Below are 26,546 nucleotides of genomic sequence, written 5' to 3'. Positions count from 1 at the left end.
GAGATATATGAATGTGAAAAAGATTGCGATCGCAGCTAGCTTACTAGGTATCATCAGTGGTAGTCTTGTCGGCTGTACAAATGGTTCTCCCGATGGCAACACAGCTACTAACACTGATACTAAACCTGCTACCAATACCAGTGCAGAGACTCAAACTGCCACTGGCAATGGAAAATTAAAATCAGTTGCCTTTACCGTTGGTGATTTAAGTAATCCCTTCTTCGTCCTCATGGGACAAGCAACTGAGGCAGAAGCAAAGAAAATCGGCGGTAAGGATGTCAATGTTACCGTAGTTTCCAGTGCCTATGACCTCAACCAACAAAGCAATCAAATTGAAAATTTCACGGCTTCCAATACTGACATCATTATCGTCAATGCTGCTGATAAAAGTGGTATTAAACCAGCAATTGAAAAAGCTAAACAAGCAGGTAGAATTGTCATTGCGGTAGATACAGGTGCGGAAGGAGGTGTAGATGCCACCATTACGACTAATAATGTCCAAGCTGGAGAAGTTAGTTGCAAGTATATTGCTGACCGCCTCAAAGGTAAAGGCAATGTTGTCATAGTTAACGGGCCGCCTGTGGACTCGGTGATTCAGCGAGTTACTGGCTGCGAGAATGTATTGTCTAAATATCCTGATATCAAAATCCTCTCCAAAAACCAAAATGCAGAGGGTAGTCGGGATGGAGGACTCAGAGTTATGACTGATTTGCTGACAACCTTTCCCAAGATTGATGCGGTTTTTGCTATTAACGATCCGAGTGGAGTCGGCGCAGAACTAGCAGCGAACCAAGCACAACGTAAAGATTTCTTTATTGTTGGGGTTGATGGTGCGCCAGAAGCAATAACTGCGATCGCAGCGAAAGATGGTATATATGCAGCAACTGCTACTCAAAATCCGCGAGGGATGGCTGAAAAAGCAGTTCAAGTTGGCAACGACATCTTAAATGGGAAAAAACCTAGCAGTTCCACCATTTTGATTCCAGTTAAGTTGATCACAAAAGATAACGTCAGCACAGAAAAAGGCTGGAAGTAATAGAAATTGTGAATTTGCAATTGAAAAATATGCCTTTTGATATCAATCCTTTGGCGTATTTGTAAAGTTTTTGCACATACCTAAAATGTCTGGCGGTTTTCACTTAAATTAATACCAAACCTCATCTTTTTTCCTGTATTTTCTTTAATAAAAAGATGGGTTTAGAAAGAGGTTAAAACTCTGCTGCACCCAATTGAGAACCGCTATGTATGTGCATCAGGGGGAAATCTGAGTGTCTATTTATTTATAGCACTCAAATTTTCTCAACAATTTCTATTAAGTAACGTTAACAACCAAGTATGAAAATATCTCTTCCCAATTCCCTATTTTCAAACTAGTAGTCAGCTTTTAAAATATGATTTTGCGATCAATTAAATATGAGTTTATTAGTTTCTAATTCACAATCGCTAATTTTAATTAGTTTTTACAGGTTTTGCTCATGACAACAAATATTGAAACCTCACTTTCTGATACACCAACTAGCACCCCAGTGTTAGAAATGCAAGGAATTACAAAACGATTTCATGGTGTATCTGCGCTTCAAAATGTTAATCTCACGATTTACCCAGGAGAAGTTCACGCCCTCATGGGTGAAAACGGAGCGGGCAAAAGCACATTGATGAAAATCCTGGCAGGGGCTTACATTGCCGACGAAGGAGAAATTCGCATCAATGGTCAACCCTTGAAAATTACCGATCCGGCGACGGCACGCAAATCGGGTATTAATCTGATTTATCAAGAACTGAATGTTGCACCGAATTTAACCGTTACCGAAAATATGTTCATGGGTAGCGAGTTGCGGCGAGGTCAGCTTTTAGACCGCAAAGCGATGCAACTGGAAGCAGAAGAAGTACTGGAGAGCCTGGGAGCTAATTTTACCTCCCAGACTATAGTTGGTACTTTGTCCATCGCCGAACAGCAACAAGTGGAAATTGCCAGAGCGCTGAAAGATAAAAGCCGCGTTTTGGTGATGGATGAACCAACAGCAGCATTGTCTGACCGCGAGAGCGACCATTTATTTGAGGTCATTCGCAAACTGCGGCGTGATGGCATTGCTATTATTTACATCAGCCATCGGATGGAAGAAATATATGCCCTAGCTGACCGGATTAGCGTGTTGCGTGATGGTCAATATATTGGCAGTCTGACACGCAGTGAAATTTCTCCCCAGCGATTGGTGCAGATGATGGTCGGTCGCTCCATGCAAGACTTTTACGAACATCAACGGCAAATGAATCCTGGCCCAGTGGTGCTGTCAGTCAGAAATATGAGCGACGCCCGCAAGAAGATTGAGCCGGCTAGTTTTGAACTTCATGCTGGAGAAATTCTGGGTTTAGCTGGGCTGGTTGGTGCCGGACGCACAGAACTATCCCGGCTGATTTTTGGTGCAGACCGTAAAGCTAGTGGTGAAGTATTCTTGAATGGCAAAAAACTGGACATTAATACGCCCAGTGATGCGATCGCTGTGGGAATTGGCTACGTCCCCGAAGACCGCAAAGACCAAGGTTTATTTCTGGAGATGAGCGCCCGCAAGAATATTGCTATCAACACACTCAAACAAGATGCAAGGGCTGGGATTGTTAACTGGCCTTCAGTGAATCGGCTATCAACAGACGCGGTGGAAAATTTTAATATCCGTCTAGCCAATTTGGAAATTAGAGCATTGGATCTTTCTGGTGGTAATCAACAGAAGCTACTGCTAGCGCGTTGGTTAGCCATTAAACCGAGAGTGTTGATGTTAGATGAACCGACACGCGGCGTAGATATCGGTGCTAAAAGTGAAATTTACCGAATAATGAGCGAATTAGCAGCGCAAGGTGTTGCTATTTTAATGGTTTCCAGCGAACTATCAGAGATTGTTGGTATGAGCGATCGCGTCTTGGTGATGCGAGAAGGACAGCTGGTAGGCGAACTGGATGGCAGTCTTGGCAAAGAAATCACCCAAGAAAAGATTATGCACTACGCAACTGGAGCATCGGAGGTATCAGCATTATGAGTCAGACAGTCAGACCGCCTATCAATAAATCAGCCAACAATCCCGCAGATCGCAACCGGAAATCAATCAGCACTCTGTTGGAAGTTGCGGGTATTTTGCCAATTCTAGTAATTATCTGCATCTTATTTGCATTCCTTTCTCCCAACTTCCTCACCGGCGGTAACATCGTCAATATCTTGCGTCAGGCATCAATCAATATTGTGCTGGCGACAGGAATGACCTTTGTAATTCTTACCGGCGGTATTGACCTTTCAGTTGGGTCAATATTGGCTGTTTCTGCTGTAGTTGCATTGCTGGTATCGCTACTACCGGCTTTAAGTTGGGCGGCTGTACCTGCTGCCTTGCTGGCAGGATTGCTCTTAGGTTTACTTAACGGTGCGCTCATTACCTTCTTGGATGTACCACCTTTTATTGTCACCTTGGGTTCACTTACCGCCTTACGGGGTGTGGGCTTCTTGATTGCCAAGGGGACAACCCTGATTAACCGGGACATCAATTTTGCTTGGGTGGGTAATACATACGTCGGCCCCATTCCTTGGCTAGTGATAATTGCGCTACTGACTGTGATAGCTAGCTGGTTTGTGCTGCGGCAGACTGTCTTAGGAGTGCAGATATATGCCGTTGGTGGTAACGAGCGGGCAGCTAGATTAACAGGGATTAAAGTTAATCGGGTGTTGCTATTCGTCTATGGTATTAGCGGATTGCTGGCAGGCTTAGGAGGAATCATGAGCGCCAGCCGTCTTTATAGTGCCAGTGGCGTATTAGGTCAGGGTTATGAATTAGATGCGATCGCAGCTGTTATTTTAGGTGGAACCAGCTTTACGGGTGGTATTGGTACCATTGGCGGTACACTTATAGGTGCATTGATTATTGCGATTCTCAACAACGGTTTAACCTTGTTGAACCTCTCTTACTTCTGGCAACTAGTTGTCAAAGGACTAGTAATTATTTTGGCAGTAATGATCGATCGGTTACGCAGACGTTCTAGACGGTAAAAAAGAGGCAGGGGAGCAGGGGAGCAGAGGAGCAGAGGAGAAGTTGCAGTAAGTCTTTCCCCTCTGCCCCTCTGCCCCTCTGCCTCCTATACCCAATTCCCAATAATATATAAACTATGTCTTCTACTACTATTCGTCGTAAAGCCAACACGTTTTATGTCATTTTGATAGCTGGTGCCGCTGCCCTCGGCGGGTTTTTATTCGGTTTTGACACTGCTGTAATCAATGGCGCGGTTTTATCTTTAGCAAGAGCTTTTAACACCAGTAGTTGGGTGACAGGGCTGGCTGTGTCCCTAGCCTTACTGGGATCTGCGCTAGGAGCCTTCTTTGCTGGACAAATTGCAGACCGTTATGGTCGAGTCAACGCAATGGTCGTCGCTTCGGTGTTGTTTACTATCAGTGCCATTGGCTCTGGACTTGCCTTTACTATCTGGGATTTTATCTTTTGGCGAGTATTGGGTGGGATTGGCATCGGTGTTGCTAGCGTCATCGCCCCAGCTTACATTGCCGAATGTTCTCCCACCCATTTGCGAGGAAGATTAGGATCTCTGCAACAATTAGCGATCGTAGTGGGAATTTTCGTTGCCTTATTGAGCGACTACTTTATCGCTACATCAGCAGGTTCAGCAGACTCGCCATTTTTGTTTGGGGTTGCAGCTTGGCGCTGGATGTTTTGGACAGCAGTCCCACCAGCAGTATTCTACGGGATGGTAGCTTTAACAATTCCTGAATCTCCCCGTTATTTGGTTGCCAAAGGACGAGAATCAGAAGCCGCTAACGTTCTGACCAAGATTTTAGGGGGCGACGTACTGCCAAAAATCGAAGAAATTCGGCAGACAGTGCTTCGTGAACGCCAACCCAGATTTTCTGACCTCTTAAGCAGAAGTGGCGGACTCCTCCCCATTGTTTGGGTAGGAATAGGCTTATCTGTATTACAGCAATTTGTTGGGATTAATGTAATCTTCTACTACAGCAGCGTTTTGTGGCGGGCTGTCGGCTTTTCCGAAAAAGATTCCCTATCAATCACGGTGATTACAGGAGCCGTCAACATTATTACAACACTAATTGCGATCGCCTTCGTAGATAAATTTGGTCGCAAGCCCTTACTTATAGTAGGGTCGATTGGCATGACCTTCACCTTGGGGACGATGGCTTATCTTTTTGGCCATGCTCCCCTCGATGCTACTGGAAACCCCAATCTTACCGGCAGCGCTGGGACTATGGCTCTCATTGCAGCCAACCTCTATGTATTTTGCTTCGGTTTCTCTTGGGGGCCAGTGGTTTGGGTGCTGTTGGGAGAAATGTTTAATAACAAAATTCGAGCCGCCGCACTTTCGATTGCAGCTGCCATACAATGGGTTGCGAATTTCGTGATTTCCACAACATTTCCTCCCATACTGCAATATTTCGGTCTAGGTTCTGCCTATGGACTCTATACAATTGCAGCAGCTACCTCATTCTTTTTCATTCTCTTCTTTATTAAAGAAACCAAAGGAATTGAGTTAGAAGATATGTAATTCGTAATTCGTAATTCGTAAATTGTAGAGGAGGAGAGGTATTTTCTCTCCCCTTGCTCTCTCCTGCGATCATATATCCAGGAAACAAATATTAGACAACAACTAAATAAAAACTCTCGCTTCAGTCAATCACGAAAAAGATGGAAACTATCAATACGGCTCTTTGTTCTTCTGGTTTATCCGGCATGGTATTTCATGCGCCGTTTATTGATTTGCATCCAGGATTTAAATTAGCAGGTTCTTGGGAAAGAAGCAAAAAGCTGATAAAAGAACATTATCCCGATGTCAAAAGCTATCCTTCTTTAGAAGCGTTGCTAGCAGACAAAGAAGTAATGTTGGTGGTCGTAAATACACCCACTTATACCCATTACGATTATGCTAAACAGGCATTGCTTGCAGATAAACATGTAGTGGTAGAAAAAGCATTTACTACAACAGTAGCAGAAGCACAAAACCTGAAAGAATTGGCACAAAAACAGGGAAAGAAATTATCTGTATATCAAAACCGGAGGTGGGATAGTGATTTTAAAACAGTCAAAAAAATTGTTCAAGAAGGCTTATTAGGTGATATTATTGAAGCAGAATTTCAGTTTCAAAGATATAAACCAACCCTCAGCCATAAACAACACGTAGAAGCTCCAAGTCCGGGGGCAGGAACATTAAATAATTTAGGGCCGCACTTAATAGACCAAGCTTTGCATCTATTTGGAATGCCTAATGCTATTTTTGCAGACATCCGCATAACTAGGATGCGATCGCAGGTAGATGATTATTTTGAGTTGATACTATACTACGACAAACTGCGCGTCAAATTAAAAGCAAGCTTCCTTGTGCGTGAACCTGCGCCAGCCTATATCATACATGGCACGAAGGGTTCTTTTCTTAAAAGCAGAGCCGATAAGCAAGAAGAGTATTTAGTGGCGGGTATGAAGCCCAACACACTTGATTGGTATACAGAGCCGGAAAGTGAATATGGCTTGCTGCATACAGAAAAAGACCCAAAAGTAATTCGAGAAAAAGTCAAAAGTTCACAGGGTAGCTATTTAGGCTATTACGATGCTGTGTATAAATCTATTGTTAATAATCAGCCAATTGCTGTTACCGCCGAAGACGGAATTAATGTAATGCGAATTATAGAAGCGGCTATCAAAAGCAGCAATGAGCAAAAACTCATAGCGTTGCTTTAAGTGACCTAAAACCCCAAATCAAAATATGTAGATTAGCTCATATAGCGTTTCCTAATCATACAAGGTACATCTTAGCCCCTTCCTCGCTTGCGGGGAGGGGGTTGGGGGTGGGGTTCTTGTACTCTTTCGTTACAAAGTCAGATTTAAACCATTTTCAACTAATAAACCAATGATCAAAACTCTTTTTTATAGCTTTTCTCTTCTATTTTTGGCAATTCCAGCAGTTTGGGCAGCACCTCCAGAAGACGATCCGAATGCAGCAGATGCTAATAGGAGTTTGCAGGGACAAGTCACTTCTGTTTCTCAGTTTTCTGATGTACAACCAACCGATTGGGCATTTGGTGCATTGCAATCGCTGGTGGAACGCTACGGCTGTATTGCAGGTTATCCCAATTCTACCTATCGCGGGAACCGTGCTTTAAGCCGTTATGAGTTTGCCGCAGGTTTAAATGCTTGTTTGGATCGGATTAATGAGTTAATTGCCACAGCTACTAGCGATTTAGTTAATAAGCAAGATTTGGCAGTGCTGCAAAAGTTGCAGCAAGACTTTGCCACAGAACTAACAACTCTGCGTGGACGAGTAGATACCGTAGAGGCGCATACAGCAACATTGGAGGCGCAGCAGTTTTCCACTACTACTAGGTTGAATGCTCAAATTATTACCGCCATTAGTGATAGCTTTGGTAATAGAGTAGGTGGCGAAGATGATGAATCCCGCATCTACTTTGCAAATCGGGGTCGTCTCAACTTTGAGAGCAGTTTCACTGGCAAAGATTTATTGCGAGTCCGGCTAGAGTTTGGCAACTTTGCGAATTCCAATGGTGCAAGCCAAATTGCCGCAGCCACAGGCACAGGGATGACACGCCTGAACTTCGATTATGACAGCAACGAGACACTTATTGTCCCCCACATCCGTTATTACTTCCCAGTCAGTGAATCCCTTAACTTCGTTGTTGGGCCTACAGGCATTGGTTACACCGACATTTCAACCACCGTCACTCCCCCCACAATTGCTGACGACGGCAATGGGGTTCCCTCACTTTTTGGATCATACAGTCCCTTATTCCGGCGAGGTGGTGGTGGTGCAGCCGCTAACTGGAACATCACCAAAGACTTGGTTCTCACCTTAGGCTATTTAGCAAACAATCCCAATGTGCCATCGGGGAGCAACGGCTTGTTTGATGGTGGCTACAATGCCCTAGCGCATTTAGCCTATTACGGTAAGCAAGGAGCGATAGGTGTTGCCTATTCTCATGGCTATACCCCTGCTGGAGTAATCGATCTCTCCGCTGGGACAGGTAGCGTCTTGTCAAACGCTCCCTTTGGCAACAACATTGCTACTTCCAACGATATTGTCGGCACACAGGGATACTATCGCTTCTCCCCAAATTTCCAAGTCCACGCTTGGGGTGGATATATTTGGGCAAATGCCAAGAGTTCTGGTGTGAGTGATATTTCTAATGGTAGGGGTGGAACAGATTCTCTATTTGTGAACAATGGTGACAATGCCAATGTCTGGTTTGGGGCGATTGGTGTGTCGTTTCCCGATGTGGGTGGTAGAGGCAATCTGCCAGGAATTCTCTTTGGTATACCACCGCATGTCTCTAACAGTGATGTCCGTCAAGAACGAAACAACGCTTATCATATCGAAGCATTTTATCGTTACCGTCTGAACGACAATATTTCAGTTACTCCTGGCTTTTGGGTGATTCTCAACCCAGAAAATGACAGCAGAAATGATACGCAGTATGTGGGTGTACTTCGTACAACCTTCGATTTTTAACTCTAATAGCAGAAGTCCCACGCCTCACTAGACGGAGCGTGGGATGAATGTGCGTGAGTACATTCGTAAGGGCACGGCAATGCCGTGCCCTTACACATCGCGATATGCACATCTGAATGGAACTGCTATAACTAACTAGTCAAAACCTTAATTGATAATTGATAACTTTTATCTTCTTGTAATAATAGTTTTCCATCTTTAGTTAGCTTTAGGTGCTGCCCACGCCACTCTATAGTGTTGCCAATAAAGCCAAAACACCAAATAACAAAGCTTAACAAGTCGCACCCAGGAACGAGCCACAGAAATTTTTTGACTATTGGATCTTTCAAACTAATAGTACCAACGATCCAAGCCATCAGTAATCTTGTTGCCCAACAGATACATAGTCCTAACCATCCTACTATTGAAGCATCAGTAGTAATCAGTAGCAGCAAGCTGGTAACGACACCATAGGTAAAAATGAGTCCTAAATAACCCCAAGGACGAGAAACTCGTTTACCACGCGCCCAACGAATCTGTCGCCTGAGAGCATCAACTAAATTGTTGCTTATCTGTACATGTTCAACTATGTAGTCGGAAAGCACAACTTTGTAACCTGCTTGTACAGGTAGATAGCCGAGTTGGAAATCATCTGCCAGATAATCAGCGATCGCTTCAAATCCACCGATGGCTTCTAGTACTTTTTTAGGGATGACAATGGTGGAACCAAAAGCATATTTTACACCATTTTCCTTAAGATTACTGACAAAAACTCCAGCATGAAACTCAGTCGTAGTAATAATAGCCTCTAATGTCGATATCCATCCTTTAGCTGAGGAGCGATACATACAAGTGACTACACCCACGCTTTCGTCTTGCAACGGTTGGACAACTCTTTGCAAATAGTCTCTTCCAACTCTGATGTCGCTATCAGCAAGGACTAGAATTTCGTATTTAGCTTTGTCTGCGGCATTGGCCAAGTTGCTAACTTTGAGGTTTGTACCAATGACGCGATCGCTTACAATCAGCAAAATATCCAAATCTGAAAAATTGTGGATGATTTTCTCTACAACCTCTATGCAAGGATCTTGAGAGTTTTGTACTGCAAAGATAATTTGATATTCTGGATAGTCCTGCTGACAAAATGAGGCTAGGTTTTTATAAGTATCACTATCAAGTCCACAAATGGGTTTGAGGATACTAACAGGTGGGTGGAAATCTAGATCAATTGGCTGGGGAGCAGCAAAAAAAGTGATTGCTGCATAAATTGCATAGCAATAAAACCAGACCGATGAAACGCATAAAACTAGTAATAAATCAATGAAAACCAGGTGAATATTTGTTACGAAGGTAGATACAAACATAAACATTGATTAGCAGGCGGGTAACATTAGCATTTTCCAGATTCCTTGCCGATAAGTTTAAGATTTTTTTATGTAGGTTAAATGAAATTGGGATGACAAAGTGATTACTTTAGAGAAATTTTACTTTTAAATTTTCACGAAATATTTTTAGCTGGCTTAATTATTTCCGAAACTATCTGAATGAAGCACAGACAGTTTTAGGATTAATTATCATTAATTAAAGATTTTGGAAAATCAAATTTAGATGGTGCGTTCGGATAGAAAATGGTGGTTGGTAATTTCAAAGCCATTATTCAGCAGCGCTTCGCGTACCTTACTACTTAACAAGGCAGCAAGTTCTGCTTCACCCGTCCCTAGTTCTTCATTTAAAGAATCGCCGTTAATTGCGTTGGCGTTGCCTCTCCAAGAGTTGCTCGCCGTAGGCATCGCTGGATGAGAGTAAATCTCTACCAAATTTGCCTGAATTTGGGGTATCAACCCAAGTAAATATTCCTCTGTAATGCCACCAGTTTGCAATAAGCCATAAACTCTTTGAGTAAAACTAATACCTTGAGACTCAAGCAGCTTCTCACCATAGCGGCGTAGTCTGCCAAATACTCCTGACCAAACTAGCTTTGTCAATAGATGACTGCGATTAACTCTCAAGGTCATCCCCAATTCCTCACTGGGAAGACGAATAACTTTAATATCAAATTCTGGTGCCAAGTCAACTAAAATACGCAAGACAACCGGATGGACATGTAAATGCAAATGTCCATCCACATGAGAAAGAGGCAAACCAGTAGAACGGTATTTTTGTAACTGAGCGCGAATTTCTTGTCGCAGTTCTTGACGGGCTTCCTTAACAAATTGATAGCGCAACCCGGCGAAAAATGGACTATTGGAAAAGTTACCTTGTTTGTCAACTAAATGGGGAATTTGCTCTGGCGGTAAAACAGAACGTCCACATATCAACACAAGATGTAGTCCAACAGCCAAATTTGGATTGGACTTTGCCAAGTTGATAGCCTCTTTTGCAGCATCAGCGCTCACCATCAGGCTGGTACTAGTTAGCACTCCTTCTTTGTGTGCTTTGATAATTGCTTGATTAACTCCTTCAGAAAAACCAAAGTCATCACCATTGATGATGGCGAAACGTTGTGCTGGCATATATTCTATATTTTTTCTGATAATTGAGGTATTGAGTTAGACTGACGCTGATCCAATCCAAAATTCAAAATGAACAACTAACCAACAACTACTGATTCTGCTTTCGCTGTTGCTTGAGTGCGACGGTCTTTCAAGTATGAGAAAAATTCCCGCCCTTCACGCAAGCGGCGTACTAACATTTGAGGATCGATGAGCATTTCACCAACAATTGGGATAATCGCTCTGGGACGGAAGTAAAACTTACGATACATCTTCTCAACTGCATCTTCAATCTCAGCACTGGAGAGATTTGGATATTGCAGCGTAGACATTTGAATTCCTGAACTAGCAACTAAGGAACTGTTGCTAAACCAATTATTTTCTTGTGCTTGACGATAAAGTTCTGTTCCAGGATAGGGAGCGGCAATCGAAACCTGAATTGTATGAGGACTAATCTCGCAAGCAAACCGGACTGTTTCTTCAATTGTTTGTGGCGTTTCGTCGGGTAAACCAATGATAAATGTGCCATGTACGGTAATGCCAAGTTTATGACAATTTTCCATAAACTTGCGCGCTACTTCCAGCTTGATTCCTTTCTTAATGCCATCTAAAATTTGCTGATTGCCAGATTCAAATCCTACCAAAAGTAGGCGTAAGCCGTTATCGCGTAGTTTTTTGAGGGTGTCATAATCCAGATTTGCACGGGCGTTACAACTCCAAGTCAGTTTGAGTCGCCGCAGATGTTCGCTAATTGCGATCGCACGCTGTTTGTCTATAGTAAAAGTATCGTCATCAAACATGTATTCTCGCACCTTGTCGCCGAAGATGGCTTTGGCTTCTTCCATCTCGCGCCCAACTGCTTCGGGGCTTTTAGTACGGTATAAATGTCCACCAATTGTTTGCGGCCAAAGGCAGAAGGTACATTTTGCTGGACAACCCCGCCCAGTGTAAAAGGAAATGTATGGATGCAGCAAGTAGCCAATAAAGTATTTAGTAATATCTAAATTACGGTGATAAATCGGCAAGACACTAGGCATCGAATCCCAATCGTGAATCAAGGGGCGGTCTTCATTATGACGTATATTACCCTGGCGATCGCGGTAGCTTAAACCTGTGATTTCTTCCCAAGATTTACCCTCTGCGATTTCTTTGCAGGTATAGTCAAATTCGTGACGACACACAAAGTCAATGATTGGGTTTTCCAGCAACGTCTGTTCTGGTAAGACTGCTACGTGCGCTCCAATCAAGCCAATCTTAACATCAGGGTTTTGAGCTTTAATTGTCTCGGCACACTTTACATCATTAAGCAGTGAAGGCGTACTGGTGTGCATGATAATTAGCTCGTAATCTTGAGCAATTTCGATGACATCTTCAACTGTTTGCTCGTGTGGGGGTGCATCAATCAGCTTGCTACCAGGTACAAGGGCTGCGGGTTGTGCCAGCCATGTCGGATACCAGAAAGAGGTAATTTCACGCTTGGCTTGGTATCGAGAACCTGCGCCACCATCAAATCCATCAAAGGAAGGAGGACTGAGAAACAAAGTTTTCTTCACAGGTAGATTTCCTTTTGCAGGTTTTAGCTAACACTTTTTTAGGATAAAACCTAAAGGGCAGCAGATGCGATCCCAGTCCTAAATTTTTTTGCTAATCCCTAATTGGCTTGTCTAGGGAATTCTTTCTGAGTGCGACCGTCCAGTTAGTCACACTTTTGACATGAGATTGCAATACCCTTGTCATTTAGATAGGTTTTACTAAACCTTACGTCTATGTCAATATAAGTAATTTTCATGAGTGAAAACGAAATAGCTGGCTCAGTATGCTAAGACGGCTCATACAGAGTCTTATTCATCTGTTTTCAGTCATTTACCGTTCACTGCTGAGTGTAAAAGTCAGAATGCTTGCCGAATCAACCATTAATGCGAGGTACAAAATGACAGTTCAATCTTCTAGTTCGATCCAGCAAAAAGTCACCAGTCAAGTGCTATCAGTGCCTGTACAATCTGCGCTCTATATTGCACTGTGTTCTTTGACTCTGTGGACAATTTATTTCACTACATACCCCGCTATCCATGACACAACTCATACTCTGCGTCACCACACATTGATGGTGAGTTGCCATTAGTTGATTGAGTCAATGATTAGCAGGAGTGAAGAAATCAAATGACCTTATTTAAGTGGTCTAAGCCGATCGGTGCGATTTGCGCGATCGGAATTATCCTGTATGGTTGGATCGGACTTGCCCAATCCCCTCAACCATCGGTGCGGCTAACAACTAATCCACCGATTAATCAGGTTCGACCTCTTGAGGCTGAAGCCACTACAGTGTTGGGATCGGGGCATTACAATCCGCCAGTGCAGCTGATGCTCCAAGCCTTCGATGCTCAAGGGCAATCTTTAAAGGATGCCAAAATCCACTTGCAATTGTTCACCCCTGGTAAAAACCCCTGGTTCACAACAGATTTTCCGATCGTCGAAGGGACAAAGTTGCTGGACATTGAGGGCAATGCCCCAACAGGGCAGTTGCAGGTTCAACAAACCCTGCCGATCCGGGGAACGTATCAACTCCAGCTAGCAGTTACTCCGCTTGTTGCCAATGCGTTTGAGCCGATTCAGCAAACTCTGACGCTGACACTGCCGGAAAATCCCTTAAAGTTTCGCTACTTTGGGATACTGGTTGTAATTTTGCTGGCAGTTGGACTACTAGGAGGTTGGGTAATTGGGGGCAAACAAGCGATTCAACCGGGAGAAATTGCCCCGCAACGGGTGCGATTATTGTTGAGTGGATTAATTGTAGTAGCGATCGCTGCACTCCTATTCGTCAATATCAGCGCTGAACTTGCCGAATCGCACATGTCGATGCCAGGTATGGGAGAAGAAATTCCGTCCTCTGGTAAACCCGCTAAATTGCAGTCTCAAGGACTTTATATGCAATTATCGGGTGACAAAAGTGCAACGGTGGGTCAACCTGCCAAATTGCAGGTTAGCGTCAGCGATCCTAAAACCAGCCAACCTGTAACAGATGTAGTGTTGAAGGTAACAACCACCCAACTCGAAAATAATTGGGTGGCATTTGCTTATCAGGGGACTCCAGACAGCAACGGAAAATTAGCGTGGGAGCAGGAATTTTTTGACGGTGCCCCCCATAGCGTTGTTGTCGAGGTCGCGCCGCAAGCAAACGCAAAAGAGCAATTTCAGCCATTCCAAGTAGCAGAGAATATTCCAGTTGAAGGTGTCGCTCCGCCGATGGCTGTTCGGTTGATTTCGCTGACTTATTTCACCGGAATTGTGGTAATTGGTTTGTTGCTAGGACTGTGGCTGCGACACAGGCAGACTCCGCGCACCGGGTTGACTTGGAAGCGTAGTGTTTCGTAAGTCAGTATCGACCTCGGTTGTAAATACATTTGCCCTGAGTTTCTTCACCAATGACCAAACAGGCTGATTGCCTAAAATTCATGTCGGATACATTGAGTGTTCGACATGAATTTTTATAGACACAGGATGAGAAATTGAACCCTGCAATTTATCTATGAATCAACAACACATTATATTTGTCTGCACAATCTGTGGAAGTAGTCATCAGACAAAACAGGATGTTGCGAAAAGCGACGGTGAACGGCTGCTAGAGAAATTACAAACCCTATATCATGACTGGGCGTTACAAAATGAGTTCTCGATTCAACCTGTTGAATGTATGGGTGTTTGCGAGCAGGTTTGTGCAATTGCTTTCGTCTCTCCTAACAAACACACCTACTTATTCGGCGATCTATCTGCTGATGCTGAACGTGTAGAGCAGACAGCAACTGCCATACTTGACTGTGCTACTCAGTATCACGCCAAGCCGGATGGCTTGCTCGCCTACGCCAAGCGCCCGGAACTACTCAAAGCCGGAGCGATCGCCCGGATTCCACCTCTGCCGCCGTGTCATTAGCTACGGACTTTGGTGAGGATTTTTTGGGAATAAAACGAAGCTGATTCTTCGTTTTTGGCGCAATCTTGGGCAAACTTAATCAAATGATGTCCGACAAGTCCAACGTGAATCAAGTTTTCAATATTACCTGCTTTTAGTGCTGGCTTGGCCATTTTCCAGAAAGTCTGACGATAGTTACTAAATAAGCCTACCCGCAGCAAAATATTGCTTAAATAAGTTAAACCTTTGCGAATATTAGCCGCAGAAGCGCGAGATGGGCTGTTAGGAATTTCGATGCGATTTGGATAGGTGTGTTCCATATTGTAGGCGAACCGCTCATATAGAAATTCTGGCTCATAAGCAGTTGTGATGCAACGTCGCCACATCTCAATAACTTGCTCGTAGGGCATCAAAAATTCAACATTTGATTCGCGGCTTTCATCAAAGAGAAGTCGTCCTTCTGCTTCTAATCTCCGCCATAATGGAGTTCTAGGTAATGCATGAAGTAGGTTAATTGTCAACATGGGAATTTGCGATGCCCGAATAAATTCGATAATTCGGTCTGCTGTTTCTGGTGTATCTGTATCTAACCCAATGATGATTCCTGAAACTACTTCCATCCCATAGCTATTTAAAACCTGAATTGCTTTTAAAATCGGCATACTCAGATTTTGGTCTTTGGAAATCGCATGGAGGGCATTTGGTTCTGGTGTTTCGATGCCGCAAAAGATTGTGCAAAAATAAGCTTCGCGCATCATTTCTAGCAATTTTGGACTTTGAGCTAAATTCAGCGTTGCTTCACAGGCAAACTGGATAGGGTAGCCATTGCGTTTTTGCCACTCAATTAGATGAGGAAGTAACTTCATAGCGGCGCGGCGATCGCCAACAAAGTTATCATCAACAAAATACACTGCCCCCAAATTGCCAGATTGTCGCATTGCGTCTAACTCCGCGACTACTTGCTCTGGTGTTTTCATCCGGGGACTGTTGCCATAGAGTTCGGGAATATCACAAAACTCGCAGTGATAAGGGCAACCACTAGAAAACTGGACATTTGCCAGGAAATAATCATTGATATTCAGCAAATGATAAGCTGGAGTTGGGAACTCTGTTAAGGGTAAACGTTCCTTGCTTTCAAAGCGAATTTGCTGTTGGGGACGTTCCAGATTTTGGTCTAGATATTCGATCATGCGATCGCTTCCATCTCCCAATTCACCCAAATTTAAAATATCAAATTCAGGATAATATTCTGGACACCCAGATACCGAAGGCCCACCCACAACGGTGATTTTCCCCGCTCGATGGGCAAGTTCGTTAATTTGATTAATCTGTGGTTTCTGGATGTGCATTCCACTCACAATCACCACATCAGCCCATTGGTAATCGCCCCTCGTTGCTGATTTGACGTTCTCATCAATAAAGCGCACTTCCCATTGTTTCGGTAAGTAGGCAGCCACAATTAAAATACCTTGGGGTGGCATAAAAGCCCGAACTTTACCCATAAGTGGGTAAGCGTGATGAAAAGTACCAAAGGAGCGGCTGTATTTGGGAAAGATACACAGAATGCGTCGATGGTGCAAAGGAACGTAGCGGCTTCCTTGAGTGACAGGAGCGGTTTTGGAATCGACCGCGACATTAATTTGTTTCTCTGAAGACTTTAGATTTACAGTCATTGCAAATTTCACCCTGGAAAACTGAGCAGGTAATTTGACAGTTTATTGACATAATTAGCTGTAATTCCAACTAGCTTACCAAAGAAAGGTAGAAGGCAGAAGGGATTAGAAATGTATTTTTGCTCAAATAAAAGTTCTAGCGATTCTAAATCGCCCAATCTTGCCTTCTGCCTGCTTTATCATGATATTTGAAGGGGTGTTTAACTGGTAAAATATAAAATCTCGCCTAGCAATGCAAATTTAATTGGTTGGCAAACAACAATTATGGAAATCGCGCATGGGATATAAAAAGAGAGATTTTCATTTTTTGTTGTATCCAACTGGGTATAGGCCTCTGTCATGAATTTGATTTACTTTCTTTTGCGTTCTTCGTGGGGGATGGTGGCGATCGCGATCGCTACCGGATTTTTGAGTGGCGGTAGTAGTGCTGGCTTGATTGCCTTAATTAGCCATACTGCTAGTACTGGTAGTGCTTCCCGGCTCACATCGATAATTTGGGGGTTTGCGGGGCTGGCAATAGTTGCACTAATTACCAGTATCATTTCTCAAGTGATGCTAGTTCGTCTTTCTCAAAATGCAGTCTTGCAATTGCGGATGCGTTTAAGTCGCCAGATTCTCGCTTCCGAGTTGAGTCATCTGGAACGCTTAGGGAATCCTCGATTATTGGCAACTCTCACAGAAGATATTCAGGCGGTTGCTGATGCTGTTTATCAGATGCCTTTCATTTTTATTAATTTAGCGATCGTCCTGGGTTGTATAACATATATAACCTGGCTCTCTTGGTTAGTATTGCTGATGGTTTGTGGAATTTCAGTAGTTGCGATCGCGAGTTGTCAGTGGCTACTCAACCGAGGCGGGCAATTGCTGACCCTAGCTCGTGAAGATGAAGATCATCTGTTTAAACATTTTCGCACCATTACCGAAGGAGTCAAGGAACTCAAACTAAACTATCGGCGGCGTGAAGACTTTTTAGCAGAAAAACTGCAATCGACTGCTAACGAGTTCCGTCATCACAACGTTCATGGTCTAACCCTTTTTGCCATAACTTCAAGTTGGGGTCAACTCATATTCTTTTTTGCCCTCGGTTTTGTACTGTTTGTGCTACCTAATCTGCTTACCATCAATCCCGAAACTCTCTCTGGTTACATTTTGACCTTCACTTACTTGGTGTTACCAATGGATAACATCATCAGCAAACTTCCTCTATTAAGCAAAGCCAGTATTGCTTTACAGAAAATCGAATCCCTCGGTTTATCTCTAGCAAGTCGAACGGAAATATCCACTGTTCCGCCTGCCCTAAAATCTGACTGGCACAGGTTAAAATTTAAAAGTGTTACCCACACTTACTATACAGACAAAGAAGACAATAGCTTTATTTTTGGCCCCATAGACTTGACACTCTATCCTCAAGAATTAGTCTTCATTGTCGGCGGTAATGGTAGCGGAAAATCTACATTAGCTAAACTAATTACCGGACTTTACATCCCAGAAAACGGCGAAATTTTGTTTGATGACGATCTAATTAGCGAACAGAATCGAGAATGGTATCGCCAGCATTTTTCCGTGGTATTTTCCGACTTTTATTTATTTGAAGAACTTTTAGGATTAAAAAATTCTGACTTGGACGAGCAAGCTAAAAAATATTTAAAACAACTGCAACTAGACCATAAAGTGAAAGTTGAAAACGGCCAACTTTCTACCACTGCTCTTTCTCAAGGACAACGTAAACGATTAGCTTTGCTCACAGCCTACTTGGAAGATCGACCAATTTATCTATTTGATGAGTGGGCAGCCGATCAAGATCCGGTATTCAAGGAAATATTCTACACTCAACTTCTACCAGAACTGCGATCGCGGGGTAAAACAGTGCTGGTGATTAGCCATGACGATCGCTATTTTCATTTAGCAGACCGAATTATCAAACTTTACTATGGAAAAATCGAGTATGACAAAACTTAAATTGTCAAAACAATTCATAATTGTTAATGAAGGAATATTTGGAGTTTTACTAAATAAAACCAATGTCTGAACAAAAGCCCATAAGTCCCTGGAACTACAAACCTTGGTGGTGTCAGCCTTGGTCTATAGTTCTCACAGGTGTAACACTGATTGGTGGTAGCTGGTTACTATTTAAAACTATCTGGCTAACAATTCTCGTTTCCATCCCTGTAGTAATATGGATGGGATTTTTTGTGTTGTATTGGCCTCAACTAATGATTCGCAGTGGTATTTTGGAGTCCTATAAAGAGTAATTCGAGCTTACTTCAGGTTAGACTCAATCCAAAATTCAGAATTTGGTTGTCTTTATACGTTAAAAACCCTAGCTTTTTGGCAAAAACTTTTTCCATTGATTCTCGATAAACTTGAAAAGGTAAAATGACAGTCTCATAAAGGTTTCAGCCTGAGCGATCACGCAACGACTCCACAGGAGTATCGCGTTCATAGAAAATGGATAAAGTCAAGCGAAGTAAAAACTGTTTGTCAGTGAGGATACAAAAACTCTATGCTGCCAGTCATCTATTCTGACGAATTTTTAGATCACAAGACTGGAAAATACCATCCTGAAAAACCAGAACGCTTGATAGCGATCGCAAATGCCCTCAAAGAAGCTACATTTGCAGATCAAATTACCTGGCGATCGCCTACACCAGCATCCGAACAGCCTTCACTAATGTCTTCTTTGGTTCAAGCGCATAGCCCAGCCTACATCAAAAAACTTTGGCAAATCGCCTCTAGTGGCGGCGGCCCTTTGGATGGAGATACGCCAGTTTCCGCGCGCAGTTATGATGTGGCATTGTTGGCAGTCAGTGCATGGTTGGATGGAGTTGAGCTTGTGTTAAAGTCGGCTAATCCAGCTTTTGTACTAGCGCGTCCCCCAGGACATCACGCAGAAAGTGATGCGGGGATGGGCTTTTGTCTATTTTCTAATGCTGCGATCGCCGCTTTATTTGCCCTCGAACAACCCGGTGTTAACCGCGTCGCCATCCTCGATTGGGATGTACATCACGGTAATGGTACTCAGTCTATTGTAGAAATTTATCCCCAAATTGCTTATTGTTCGTTACATCAGTACCCTTGTTATCCCGGTACTGGGAGAGCTACAGAACGGGGCTTTCACAATAATGTCATCAACTTGCCTATACCTCCAGGTAGCGATATTACAGCATATCAGCCACTATTTGAAAATAAGGTAGTACCGTTTTTAGCCAACTTTCAGCCAGATTTACTAATTGTCAGTGCTGGTTACGATGCTAATGCAGAAGATCCTTTGGCAAGTATAAATTTGCAGCCAGAAAACTACGCTTTATTTACTGATTATTGTCTAGGTGTAACTCGTAAAATTCTGTTTGGCTTAGAAGGTGGCTACGACTTTGATACTCTTTCTCAATCAGTTGTAGCAACGATTGAACGTTGTTTGGTCTAGGCTTTCTCGTCTCCGTGCTGAATTTCGAGCCTGCGATCGCTCTTGGCCTCTCCCATTGGGAGAAGTTTTGATGATTGTGGCAAGCCTTCTAGTACGCGATTCCTAATTTCTCGCTGAGTGGGGATTCTCAGTTATTCCTCGGCAATGCTTCGGTCAGAAAAAGTTCTTGACTTATCTTTTGATAAGATGTAATTTATCAATATTAAGACATAACTACGGTAAATCAATAAATTCACAGTAGTTTTAATAAAAACAAGATTTTTTATATATCAATGTAAGCAAATTTTCAATTGAAAAACTGAATAATCTCTTTTCAATTTCATGTCAATAAATATAAGTTTTTAATCGGTAGAGTAATTATTGCAAACTCCAGATAATAAAGCCTTATTCAGAATAAATATGAGGTTTAGAGTTGTTGTTGAAGTCAGCATCAGCTTTTTTCAGATTTATCAAGGCTGGAGAAAATTTTACTATTTTGTTTATGAACTGCAACCGCCCAATCTAGTAAAAAACGGCGGAAATAAACCACTCATGCCCAATCAATGAAACGTTTACGCTGTATTGATTTTTAATTTTTAATTTTTAATTCCGCCCTGCGGTAGGGGGTTAATTTCTACAATGTCAAAGCCAGGGAAAAATTGTTGTTTTCTCACTTTTTTAACGTTACTGTTTATTCTCTTGATGAACTCAACTGCATTTGCAGCCACGATTGACACCACACAAAGCAACTGTCCTCAAGAGATGGCGCTAATTCCCGAAGGTAGTTTCAAAATAGGGTCAGATAATTCTAGTTTTGTCGAAGAGCAATCGGCAGAGAATGTAACAGTCACTTCCTTCTGCATTGACAAATACGAAGTCACAAACGCTCAATTTACTCAGTTTGTCCAAGCAACTGGATATGTGACAGTTGCAGAACGCCCTTTATCTAAAGAAGAGTTTCCCGATCTACCTGATGAGCAGCGATCGCCAGGTTCCCTCGTGTTCCAGATCGCAAAGCCAGGTGAGAGCTTTTTGAGTTGGTGGCATTGGACAACTGGAGCCAATTGGCAACATCCCTTTGGCCCCGACAGTGCAATCGCTGCAAAAGAAAATCATCCAGTCGTTCATATCGCCTACGAAGATGCCGCAGCCTACGCCAAATGGGCAGGAAAATCATTACCCACAGAAGCTCAGTGGGAATATGCCGCCCGTGGTGGATTAGACAACACAACCTACATTTGGGGCAATCAGTATTCTGAGAAAAAAGCTAACACCTGGCAAGGAATATTCCCTTTTTTCAACATTACAAGTGATGGTTATCTGGGCACAGCTCCAGTCGGCTCCTTTGAACCCAATGGTTATGGTCTTTATGACATGGCTGGTAACGTTTGGGAATTGACCATTGACTGGTTTGCTTTAGGACATAACAGCAAAACTCATAGTATGAACCCCACAGGCCCAAAGCAGAGTTTTGACCCCAACAAACCCACAGAGATTGCCCTACACGTAATTAAAGGAGGCTCTTATTTGTGTGCGCCCAACTATTGCAGCCGCTACCGCCCAGCAGCACGCGAGTCTCAAGCCCCCGACACCGGAACAACGCATATCGGCTTTCGCTTGGTGAAGAACTTGAAGTAAGTCGAGGGATTGGGTATTGGGTATTGGGCACAAAAGCCATAAGGGCGAAGGGTAAAGACTTACTCCAACTTCCCATCTATTCCCCAGTCCCCAATCCCTATTCCCCATGCCTAATGATTCAAAGGATTAAATACATGTCACGTTTACTTTGGCGATCGCTCGCCCTCTCTTTCCTCATCGTCTTGTTCACATTCACTGGCCCTGCCCTAGCAGCGACATCAAAGGTTCTGCCGATTCCTGAAGAGTCGTTCAAAGGCAAAATCGGCATTACCTACAAAGATTCAAAACCGGATTTTCCGTCATCAATCACTGCTCCGGCACAAGCTCCCAATGTGCTGCTAATACTGCTAGATGATGTGGGCTTTGGACAAGCAAGCACCTTTGGCGGCCCAGTCGAAACTCCTAATTTGACTCGCTTGGCCGAAAGAGGATTACGCTATAACCAATTCCACACTACAGCCCTCTGTTCACCGACACGGGCAGCATTGTTAACTGGGCGGAACCATCACTCAGTAAGTACAGGTGTAGTCACAGAGTTAGCTACAGGTTATCCAGGTTACACGGCGATTTTGCCTCAGAGTGCTGCCACTGTGGCAGAAGTACTGCGTCAAAATGGCTATAACACGGCTGCTTTCGGTAAGTGGCATAACACGCCCGACTATGAAACCAGTGCTGCCGGCCCTTTTGACCGCTGGCCGACAGGGTTAGGATTTGAGTATTTTTACGGTTTCTTGGGTGGTGATACTAACCAGTGGTCTCCGGCTTTGGTAGAAAATACCAAGCGGGTGGACAAACCTAGCGATAACCCAGATTATCACTTGACCCCAGATTTAGTAGATCATGCGATCGCCTGGATTCGCTCTCAACAATCTATTGCCCCTGACAAACCTTTCTTTACTTATCTTGCTACTGGTGCTACCCACGCACCCCACCACGCGCCCAAAGCCTGGATTGATAAATATCAAGGCAAGTTTAACCAAGGGTGGGATAAATTGCGGGAAGAAACCTTTGCTCGTCAAAAACAACTGGGTGTGATTCCAGAAAATGCCCAGCTAACTCCCCGTCCGAAAGAACTACCTGCTTGGGATTCCCTATCAGCAGAACAGCAGAAACTTTATAGCCACATGGTAGAAGTGTTTGCCGGATTTTTGGCACATACAGACTATGAAGTGGGACGGTTGATTGATGGCATAGATCAACTTGGCGAACTAGATAACACCTTAGTAATTTACATAGTCGGGGACAACGGTGCTAGTGCCGAAGGTGGTTTAACAGGTAGTGTCAATGAGTTAAAAGTCTTCAATGGCGTACCCGAAAACCCAGAACAACTACTAGCCTCAATTGATGAATTGGGTAGTCCTAAGACATTCAACCATTTTCCTGCGGGTTGGGCATGGGCGGTGAATACTCCCTTTCAATGGACAAAACAAATCGCCTCTCACTTTGGTGGGACTCGGAATCCCTTGGTCATTTCTTGGGGCGATCGCATCAAAAATCCAGGAGGACTCCGCAGCCAATTCCATCATGTAATTGATATTGCGCCCACCATTTTAGAAGCTACAGGAATTACTGCCCCAACTAAAGTTAATGGAGTCAAACAACAACCGATTGAAGGTACTAGCCTTGCCTATACCTTTGATGATGCCGATGCTCCTTCCCATCGTAAAACTCAGTATTTCGAGATGCTTGGTAATCGAGCCATTTACGATCAAGGCTGGATTGCGGCGGCTCGTCATCCTCGTTTGCCTTGGCAAGCTACTATCAAAGCTGACTTTGATCGAGATCCGTGGGAACTATACAATATTGAGAAAGATTTTAGTGAAGCGAACAACTTAGCCGATCAAAATCCCGAAAAGCTGCAAAAACTCCAGAAGTTGTTTTTGTCTGAAGCCAAGAAATACCAAGTATTACCATTAGACGATCGCGCTTTTGAACGGTTTGATATCCAACTCCGCCCCAGCTTACTCACAGGACGCACCAGCTTTACTTACTATCCGGGCACATTCGGAATTCCAGAAGGTAGTGCCCCCAACATCAAAAATCGCTCCTTCAGCATCACTGCAAATGTGGATATTCCCGAAAGCGGTGCAGAAGGCATTCTATTGACACAAGGCGGACGCTTTTCTGGTTGGAGTTTCTTCCTTGAGGATGGCAAACCGACTTATGCCTACAATTTCGTCAATGCTGAACGCTACATTATTCAATCTACAGAAACAGTACCCACAGGTAAATCTACACTGCGATTCAATTTTGACTACGACGGTGGCGCTCTTGGGACTGGTGGAACTGGCAAACTATTCATCAACGATAAACAGGTAGCCGAGGGTCGAATTGCCAAAACTATCGCTTTTCGTTGGGCCCTTGACGAAACCTTTGATGTCGGTCGCGATACAGGTACACCTGTAGTTGAAACCTACAAAGTCCCCTTTGCATTCACAGGCAACTTACAGCAAGTCACTCTTGATATCAAGTCAGCACAACCTCAAATAGAACAAGGCTTACGCAAACAATAGCCGAAACCCTTATTTTCAGGTAGGGACAATTCTTCAATTGCCCCTATAACTTTTCTTTGGGTGAAATCAAAAATTATGAGCGATATCTTTTCACTAATTGACATCTTTCCACTAATCGACAAGCTCGCATTTCTCACATTTATTGTTGCCACTATGCTGAGTACTGGTTTACGTCTAACCGTACAGCAGATTTGGGAACCACTCCGCAATATTCGTTTAATCGTTTTATCTTTGGTAGCAAATTTTATTTTGGTACCTCTTTTTGTGTATTTGCTGTTGCAAATAGTGCCTCTGAGTGAACCAATCAAAGATGGTTTTATCATCATGGCAATAGCAGCAGGCCCTCCAGCTTTACCCAAACTTGCTCAAATAGTCAAAGGTAATGTGGCTTTCTCTACAGGACTGATGATGTTGCTGATGTTCGGCACAATTATATACATGCCCATCGTACTGCCCTTAGTTTTGCAAGGAGTACAAGTTAACTCTTGGGACATTGCCAAACCCTTGCTGTTTTTGATGTTAAGCCCATTAGCCATAGGGTTATTTATCAAAGCCAAGTTTGCTGCGATCGCCTCTAGTTTCCAGCCGATTGTCTCGAAAATATCTAGTGCTGGATTATTTTTAGGTCTAGCAGTGAGGCTGGCTGTACATTTCTACGAAATTATCACTTTATTGCAAACAGGTGCAATCCTAGTTTGTGCGGTTTTCATTGTATTTTCCTTTTCCGTAGGTTATCTTTTGGGCGGCCCTGGTATCGATACCCAACGAGTACTAGGAGTAGGAACCGCTCAACGCAATTTTGCCGCAGCATTATTAGTGGGTACAAGCAATTTCGACGATCCCAACGTCGTGAGCATCATTATGGTGACGAGTTTACTCATGTTGGTCATAGTTCTTATCGCCGGACAAAAGTTTACAGAAATTCAAGAAGAAAAAATTTTAGAAATAGACCAGGTAAAGGTTTTGTAATGGCGACTGGGGACTGGGAATTGAGGACTGGGGATTGGGGACTAGGGACTAGGGAAAGCATGGGGGCTAGAGGGGAAGTTGGAGTAAGTCTTTCCGCCGCACTCCTCCGGCTCTTGTGCCCAGTCCACAATTCCCAATACTTCGACTCACTTTCCTACGGGACGCTACGCGTAGCTTCCCCGGAGGAGTACGACTGCGCTTATGGTAAGTCCCCAATCCCCTACTTCATCAAATCTTCAGAAAGAAAAATTTTAAGCAGTGTTCTGAAAGAGCTAAAGTTTTGTTAAGATGCAATTGCTAGCAGTTTCTCAGCGAAATACACCTATCAGGGTGTGGAGAAATAAAAAGTACTAGCAGCACAAAGTTCAAAAGGTGAAGCAATGACCACCTATATTTTTTTCGATGAAGCCCTGAGGATACTGACAAATGCCTATTTGATATCAATAGTGCTGTTAATAGCAGCTTCTAGTATAGGTTTGGCGGTAATCGAGACAATAGAAAAGGCAGGAGAACGCTAAAGTTTACAAATGGCAATGTAGTTCCTGCCAAAAAACCATTGGGTGCAAGTGTTCGCCTTGAATGAATCCTGGGAACACTAAGATATGAAAGTCTTATAGCGTTACAGTCTTGCCTGTAAATCTACCAAACACACAGGTAGCTATAGCGCTATTGGGACTCTAACCAAGGAGCTACTACAATGGGTCTATTCGACGCTGTGTTGGGCACAGAAAGCCAAACCCAAGCAGCACTCAATCCAGCCGAGGCTTTTGCAGTCATTATATTGACGGCAACCGCTTCGGACGGTTATCTTTCTGTTGAGCAAGCAAATTCTATCATTTCTGTGTTGTCTCGGATGAAACTTTTTAAAAGTTATCCCCACGAAATGATGGACAGATTGTTTGACAAAATCTTGGGCATTCTCCAGGGTGATGGCTTTAATGCTTTGTTTAATGCAGCAAAAGATTCTTTATCTCAAGACTTGCGAGAAGCAGCCTTTGCAGTAGCGAGCGATTTAGTCCTAGCTGAAGGTATTGTACTTGAAGAAGAAAAAAACTTTTTAAATGATCTATATCAAGCTTTAGGGGTTTCTAGTGAGATAGCAATACAAATTGTGCAAGTAATCTTGATTAAAAATCGCGCATAGGATGTGGAACGTAACTTGTTATGCCTATTGTACCTACCTGATTAAACTGTATGAGTAGCTTATAACCAAAGTGTGGCAAAGAAGCTAAACTTCCTTGCCACTATTTTTTGCTGTTCAAAATTATTTATTGAAAGCGACGGGAAACTCCATCCCGCAAGTGGCGTGGAGTTTTTTATCAAGAAGAACTCAGAAGTCAAATCGCTTCTCTGGGGAACATCCCAATTTTGTAAATTTACCAAAACCGTTACTTGTCATTGCGAATGAAGCGTACCCCTACGGGGATATTGCTACGCGGTAGGTCTCCAAGAGTTGCA

Annotated in this window: 21 protein-coding genes; 17 read left to right on the top strand and 4 right to left on the bottom strand. The window is 43.4% G+C overall.

Features of this window, described 5'->3' with window-relative positions; genetic code table 11:
- Positions 1-7 precede the first annotated feature (7 nt).
- The 6 genes from HWQ39_RS09710 (at position 8) to HWQ39_RS09685 (ending at position 8,514) form a co-directional block, all read left to right on the top strand.
- A complete protein-coding gene (locus tag HWQ39_RS09710) occupies positions 8-1,036 on the top strand; it encodes an ABC transporter substrate-binding protein (RefSeq protein ID WP_292843707.1) in 1,029 nt (342 codons plus the stop codon).
- Positions 1,037-1,475: 439 nt separating this feature from the next.
- A complete protein-coding gene (locus HWQ39_RS09705; protein WP_292843706.1) occupies positions 1,476-3,032 on the top strand; it encodes a sugar ABC transporter ATP-binding protein in 1,557 nt (518 codons plus the stop codon).
- Positions 3,029-4,027, top strand: coding sequence for a ribose ABC transporter permease (locus HWQ39_RS09700; RefSeq protein WP_292843705.1), 999 nt, complete (start codon positions 3,029-3,031; stop codon positions 4,025-4,027). The genes HWQ39_RS09705 and HWQ39_RS09700 overlap by 4 nt, the downstream gene beginning before the upstream one ends.
- Positions 4,028-4,143: 116 nt before the next feature.
- Positions 4,144-5,544 (top strand): sugar porter family MFS transporter, encoded by a 1,401-nt coding sequence (locus tag HWQ39_RS09695; RefSeq protein WP_292843704.1) that lies wholly within the window; start codon positions 4,144-4,146, stop codon positions 5,542-5,544.
- A 140-nt stretch (positions 5,545-5,684) separates the two neighbouring features.
- On the top strand, positions 5,685-6,731 hold the full coding sequence (locus HWQ39_RS09690) for a Gfo/Idh/MocA family oxidoreductase (RefSeq protein ID WP_292843703.1): 1,047 nt from the start codon (positions 5,685-5,687) through the stop codon (positions 6,729-6,731).
- Positions 6,732-6,900: 169 nt separating this feature from the next.
- Complete coding sequence (locus tag HWQ39_RS09685) at positions 6,901-8,514, top strand: iron uptake porin (protein WP_292843702.1); 1,614 nt, start codon at positions 6,901-6,903, stop codon at positions 8,512-8,514.
- Between the two features lie 131 nt (positions 8,515-8,645).
- Here the strand turns inward: HWQ39_RS09685 and hpnI are convergent, their stop codons facing one another.
- The 3 genes from hpnI to hpnJ form a co-directional block, all read right to left on the bottom strand.
- Positions 8,646-9,857, bottom strand: a complete 1,212-nt coding sequence (gene hpnI / locus HWQ39_RS09680; protein WP_292843701.1) for a bacteriohopanetetrol glucosamine biosynthesis glycosyltransferase HpnI — start codon at positions 9,855-9,857, stop codon at positions 8,646-8,648.
- Positions 9,858-10,097: 240 nt separating this feature from the next.
- Positions 10,098-11,006 carry a hopanoid biosynthesis-associated protein HpnK gene (gene hpnK, locus HWQ39_RS09675; RefSeq protein WP_292843700.1) on the bottom strand — a complete coding sequence of 303 codons (909 nt, stop codon included), beginning with the start codon at positions 11,004-11,006 and terminating at the stop codon, positions 10,098-10,100.
- Positions 11,007-11,083: 77 nt separating this feature from the next.
- Entirely contained in the window at positions 11,084-12,538 is a 1,455-nt protein-coding gene (hpnJ, locus tag HWQ39_RS09670) for a hopanoid biosynthesis associated radical SAM protein HpnJ (RefSeq protein ID WP_292843699.1), read from the bottom strand.
- A 377-nt stretch (positions 12,539-12,915) separates the two neighbouring features.
- Between hpnJ and HWQ39_RS09665 the strand changes: the two genes are divergently transcribed.
- From HWQ39_RS09665 to HWQ39_RS09655, 3 genes are all read left to right on the top strand, one after another.
- Positions 12,916-13,107, top strand: coding sequence for a CbtB-domain containing protein (locus HWQ39_RS09665; RefSeq protein ID WP_292843698.1), 192 nt, complete (start codon positions 12,916-12,918; stop codon positions 13,105-13,107).
- Positions 13,108-13,145: 38 nt separating this feature from the next.
- On the top strand, positions 13,146-14,357 hold the full coding sequence (locus HWQ39_RS09660; RefSeq protein WP_292843696.1) for a hypothetical protein: 1,212 nt from the start codon (positions 13,146-13,148) through the stop codon (positions 14,355-14,357).
- Between the two features lie 154 nt (positions 14,358-14,511).
- Positions 14,512-14,913, top strand: a complete 402-nt coding sequence (locus tag HWQ39_RS09655; protein ID WP_292843695.1) for a DUF1636 domain-containing protein — start codon at positions 14,512-14,514, stop codon at positions 14,911-14,913.
- On the opposite strand, the gene HWQ39_RS09650 is transcribed toward HWQ39_RS09655, so the two are convergent.
- Entirely contained in the window at positions 14,910-16,565 is a 1,656-nt protein-coding gene (locus tag HWQ39_RS09650) for a B12-binding domain-containing radical SAM protein (protein ID WP_292843694.1), read from the bottom strand. The two genes, HWQ39_RS09655 and HWQ39_RS09650, sit on opposite strands and share 4 nt — an antisense overlap.
- Positions 16,566-16,904: 339 nt before the next feature.
- Between HWQ39_RS09650 and HWQ39_RS09645 the strand changes: the two genes are divergently transcribed.
- The 8 genes from HWQ39_RS09645 (at position 16,905) to HWQ39_RS09610 (ending at position 26,232) form a co-directional block, all read left to right on the top strand.
- The gene (locus HWQ39_RS09645; protein ID WP_292843693.1) at positions 16,905-18,524 is read left to right on the top strand and encodes a cyclic peptide export ABC transporter; all 1,620 of its coding nucleotides are present in this window, start codon (positions 16,905-16,907) and stop codon (positions 18,522-18,524) included.
- Positions 18,525-18,586: 62 nt separating this feature from the next.
- Entirely contained in the window at positions 18,587-18,817 is a 231-nt protein-coding gene (locus HWQ39_RS09640) for a DUF6737 family protein (protein WP_292843692.1), read from the top strand.
- A 251-nt stretch (positions 18,818-19,068) separates the two neighbouring features.
- On the top strand, positions 19,069-19,989 hold the full coding sequence (locus HWQ39_RS09635; RefSeq protein WP_292843690.1) for a histone deacetylase: 921 nt from the start codon (positions 19,069-19,071) through the stop codon (positions 19,987-19,989).
- Between the two features lie 681 nt (positions 19,990-20,670).
- A complete protein-coding gene (locus HWQ39_RS09630) occupies positions 20,671-21,606 on the top strand; it encodes a formylglycine-generating enzyme family protein (RefSeq protein WP_292843688.1) in 936 nt (311 codons plus the stop codon).
- A 134-nt stretch (positions 21,607-21,740) separates the two neighbouring features.
- On the top strand, positions 21,741-24,119 hold the full coding sequence (locus HWQ39_RS09625; protein WP_292843686.1) for a sulfatase-like hydrolase/transferase: 2,379 nt from the start codon (positions 21,741-21,743) through the stop codon (positions 24,117-24,119).
- A gap of 75 nt (positions 24,120-24,194) precedes the next feature.
- Entirely contained in the window at positions 24,195-25,088 is an 894-nt protein-coding gene (locus tag HWQ39_RS09620; protein WP_292843684.1) for a bile acid:sodium symporter, read from the top strand.
- A gap of 380 nt (positions 25,089-25,468) precedes the next feature.
- Positions 25,469-25,606, top strand: coding sequence for a hypothetical protein (locus HWQ39_RS09615; RefSeq protein ID WP_292843682.1), 138 nt, complete (start codon positions 25,469-25,471; stop codon positions 25,604-25,606).
- Between the two features lie 179 nt (positions 25,607-25,785).
- Entirely contained in the window at positions 25,786-26,232 is a 447-nt protein-coding gene (locus tag HWQ39_RS09610; protein WP_292843681.1) for a tellurite resistance TerB family protein, read from the top strand.
- The last annotated feature ends 314 nt before the right edge of the window (positions 26,233-26,546 follow it).

Origin of the sequence: Nostoc sp. NMS8 (genome assembly GCF_017115045.1) — a bacterium.
GTDB lineage: Bacteria > Cyanobacteriota > Cyanobacteriia > Cyanobacteriales > Nostocaceae > Nostoc.
Note: the sequence above shows the minus strand (reverse complement) of the source record. Positions and strands in the feature narration are given on the sequence as shown.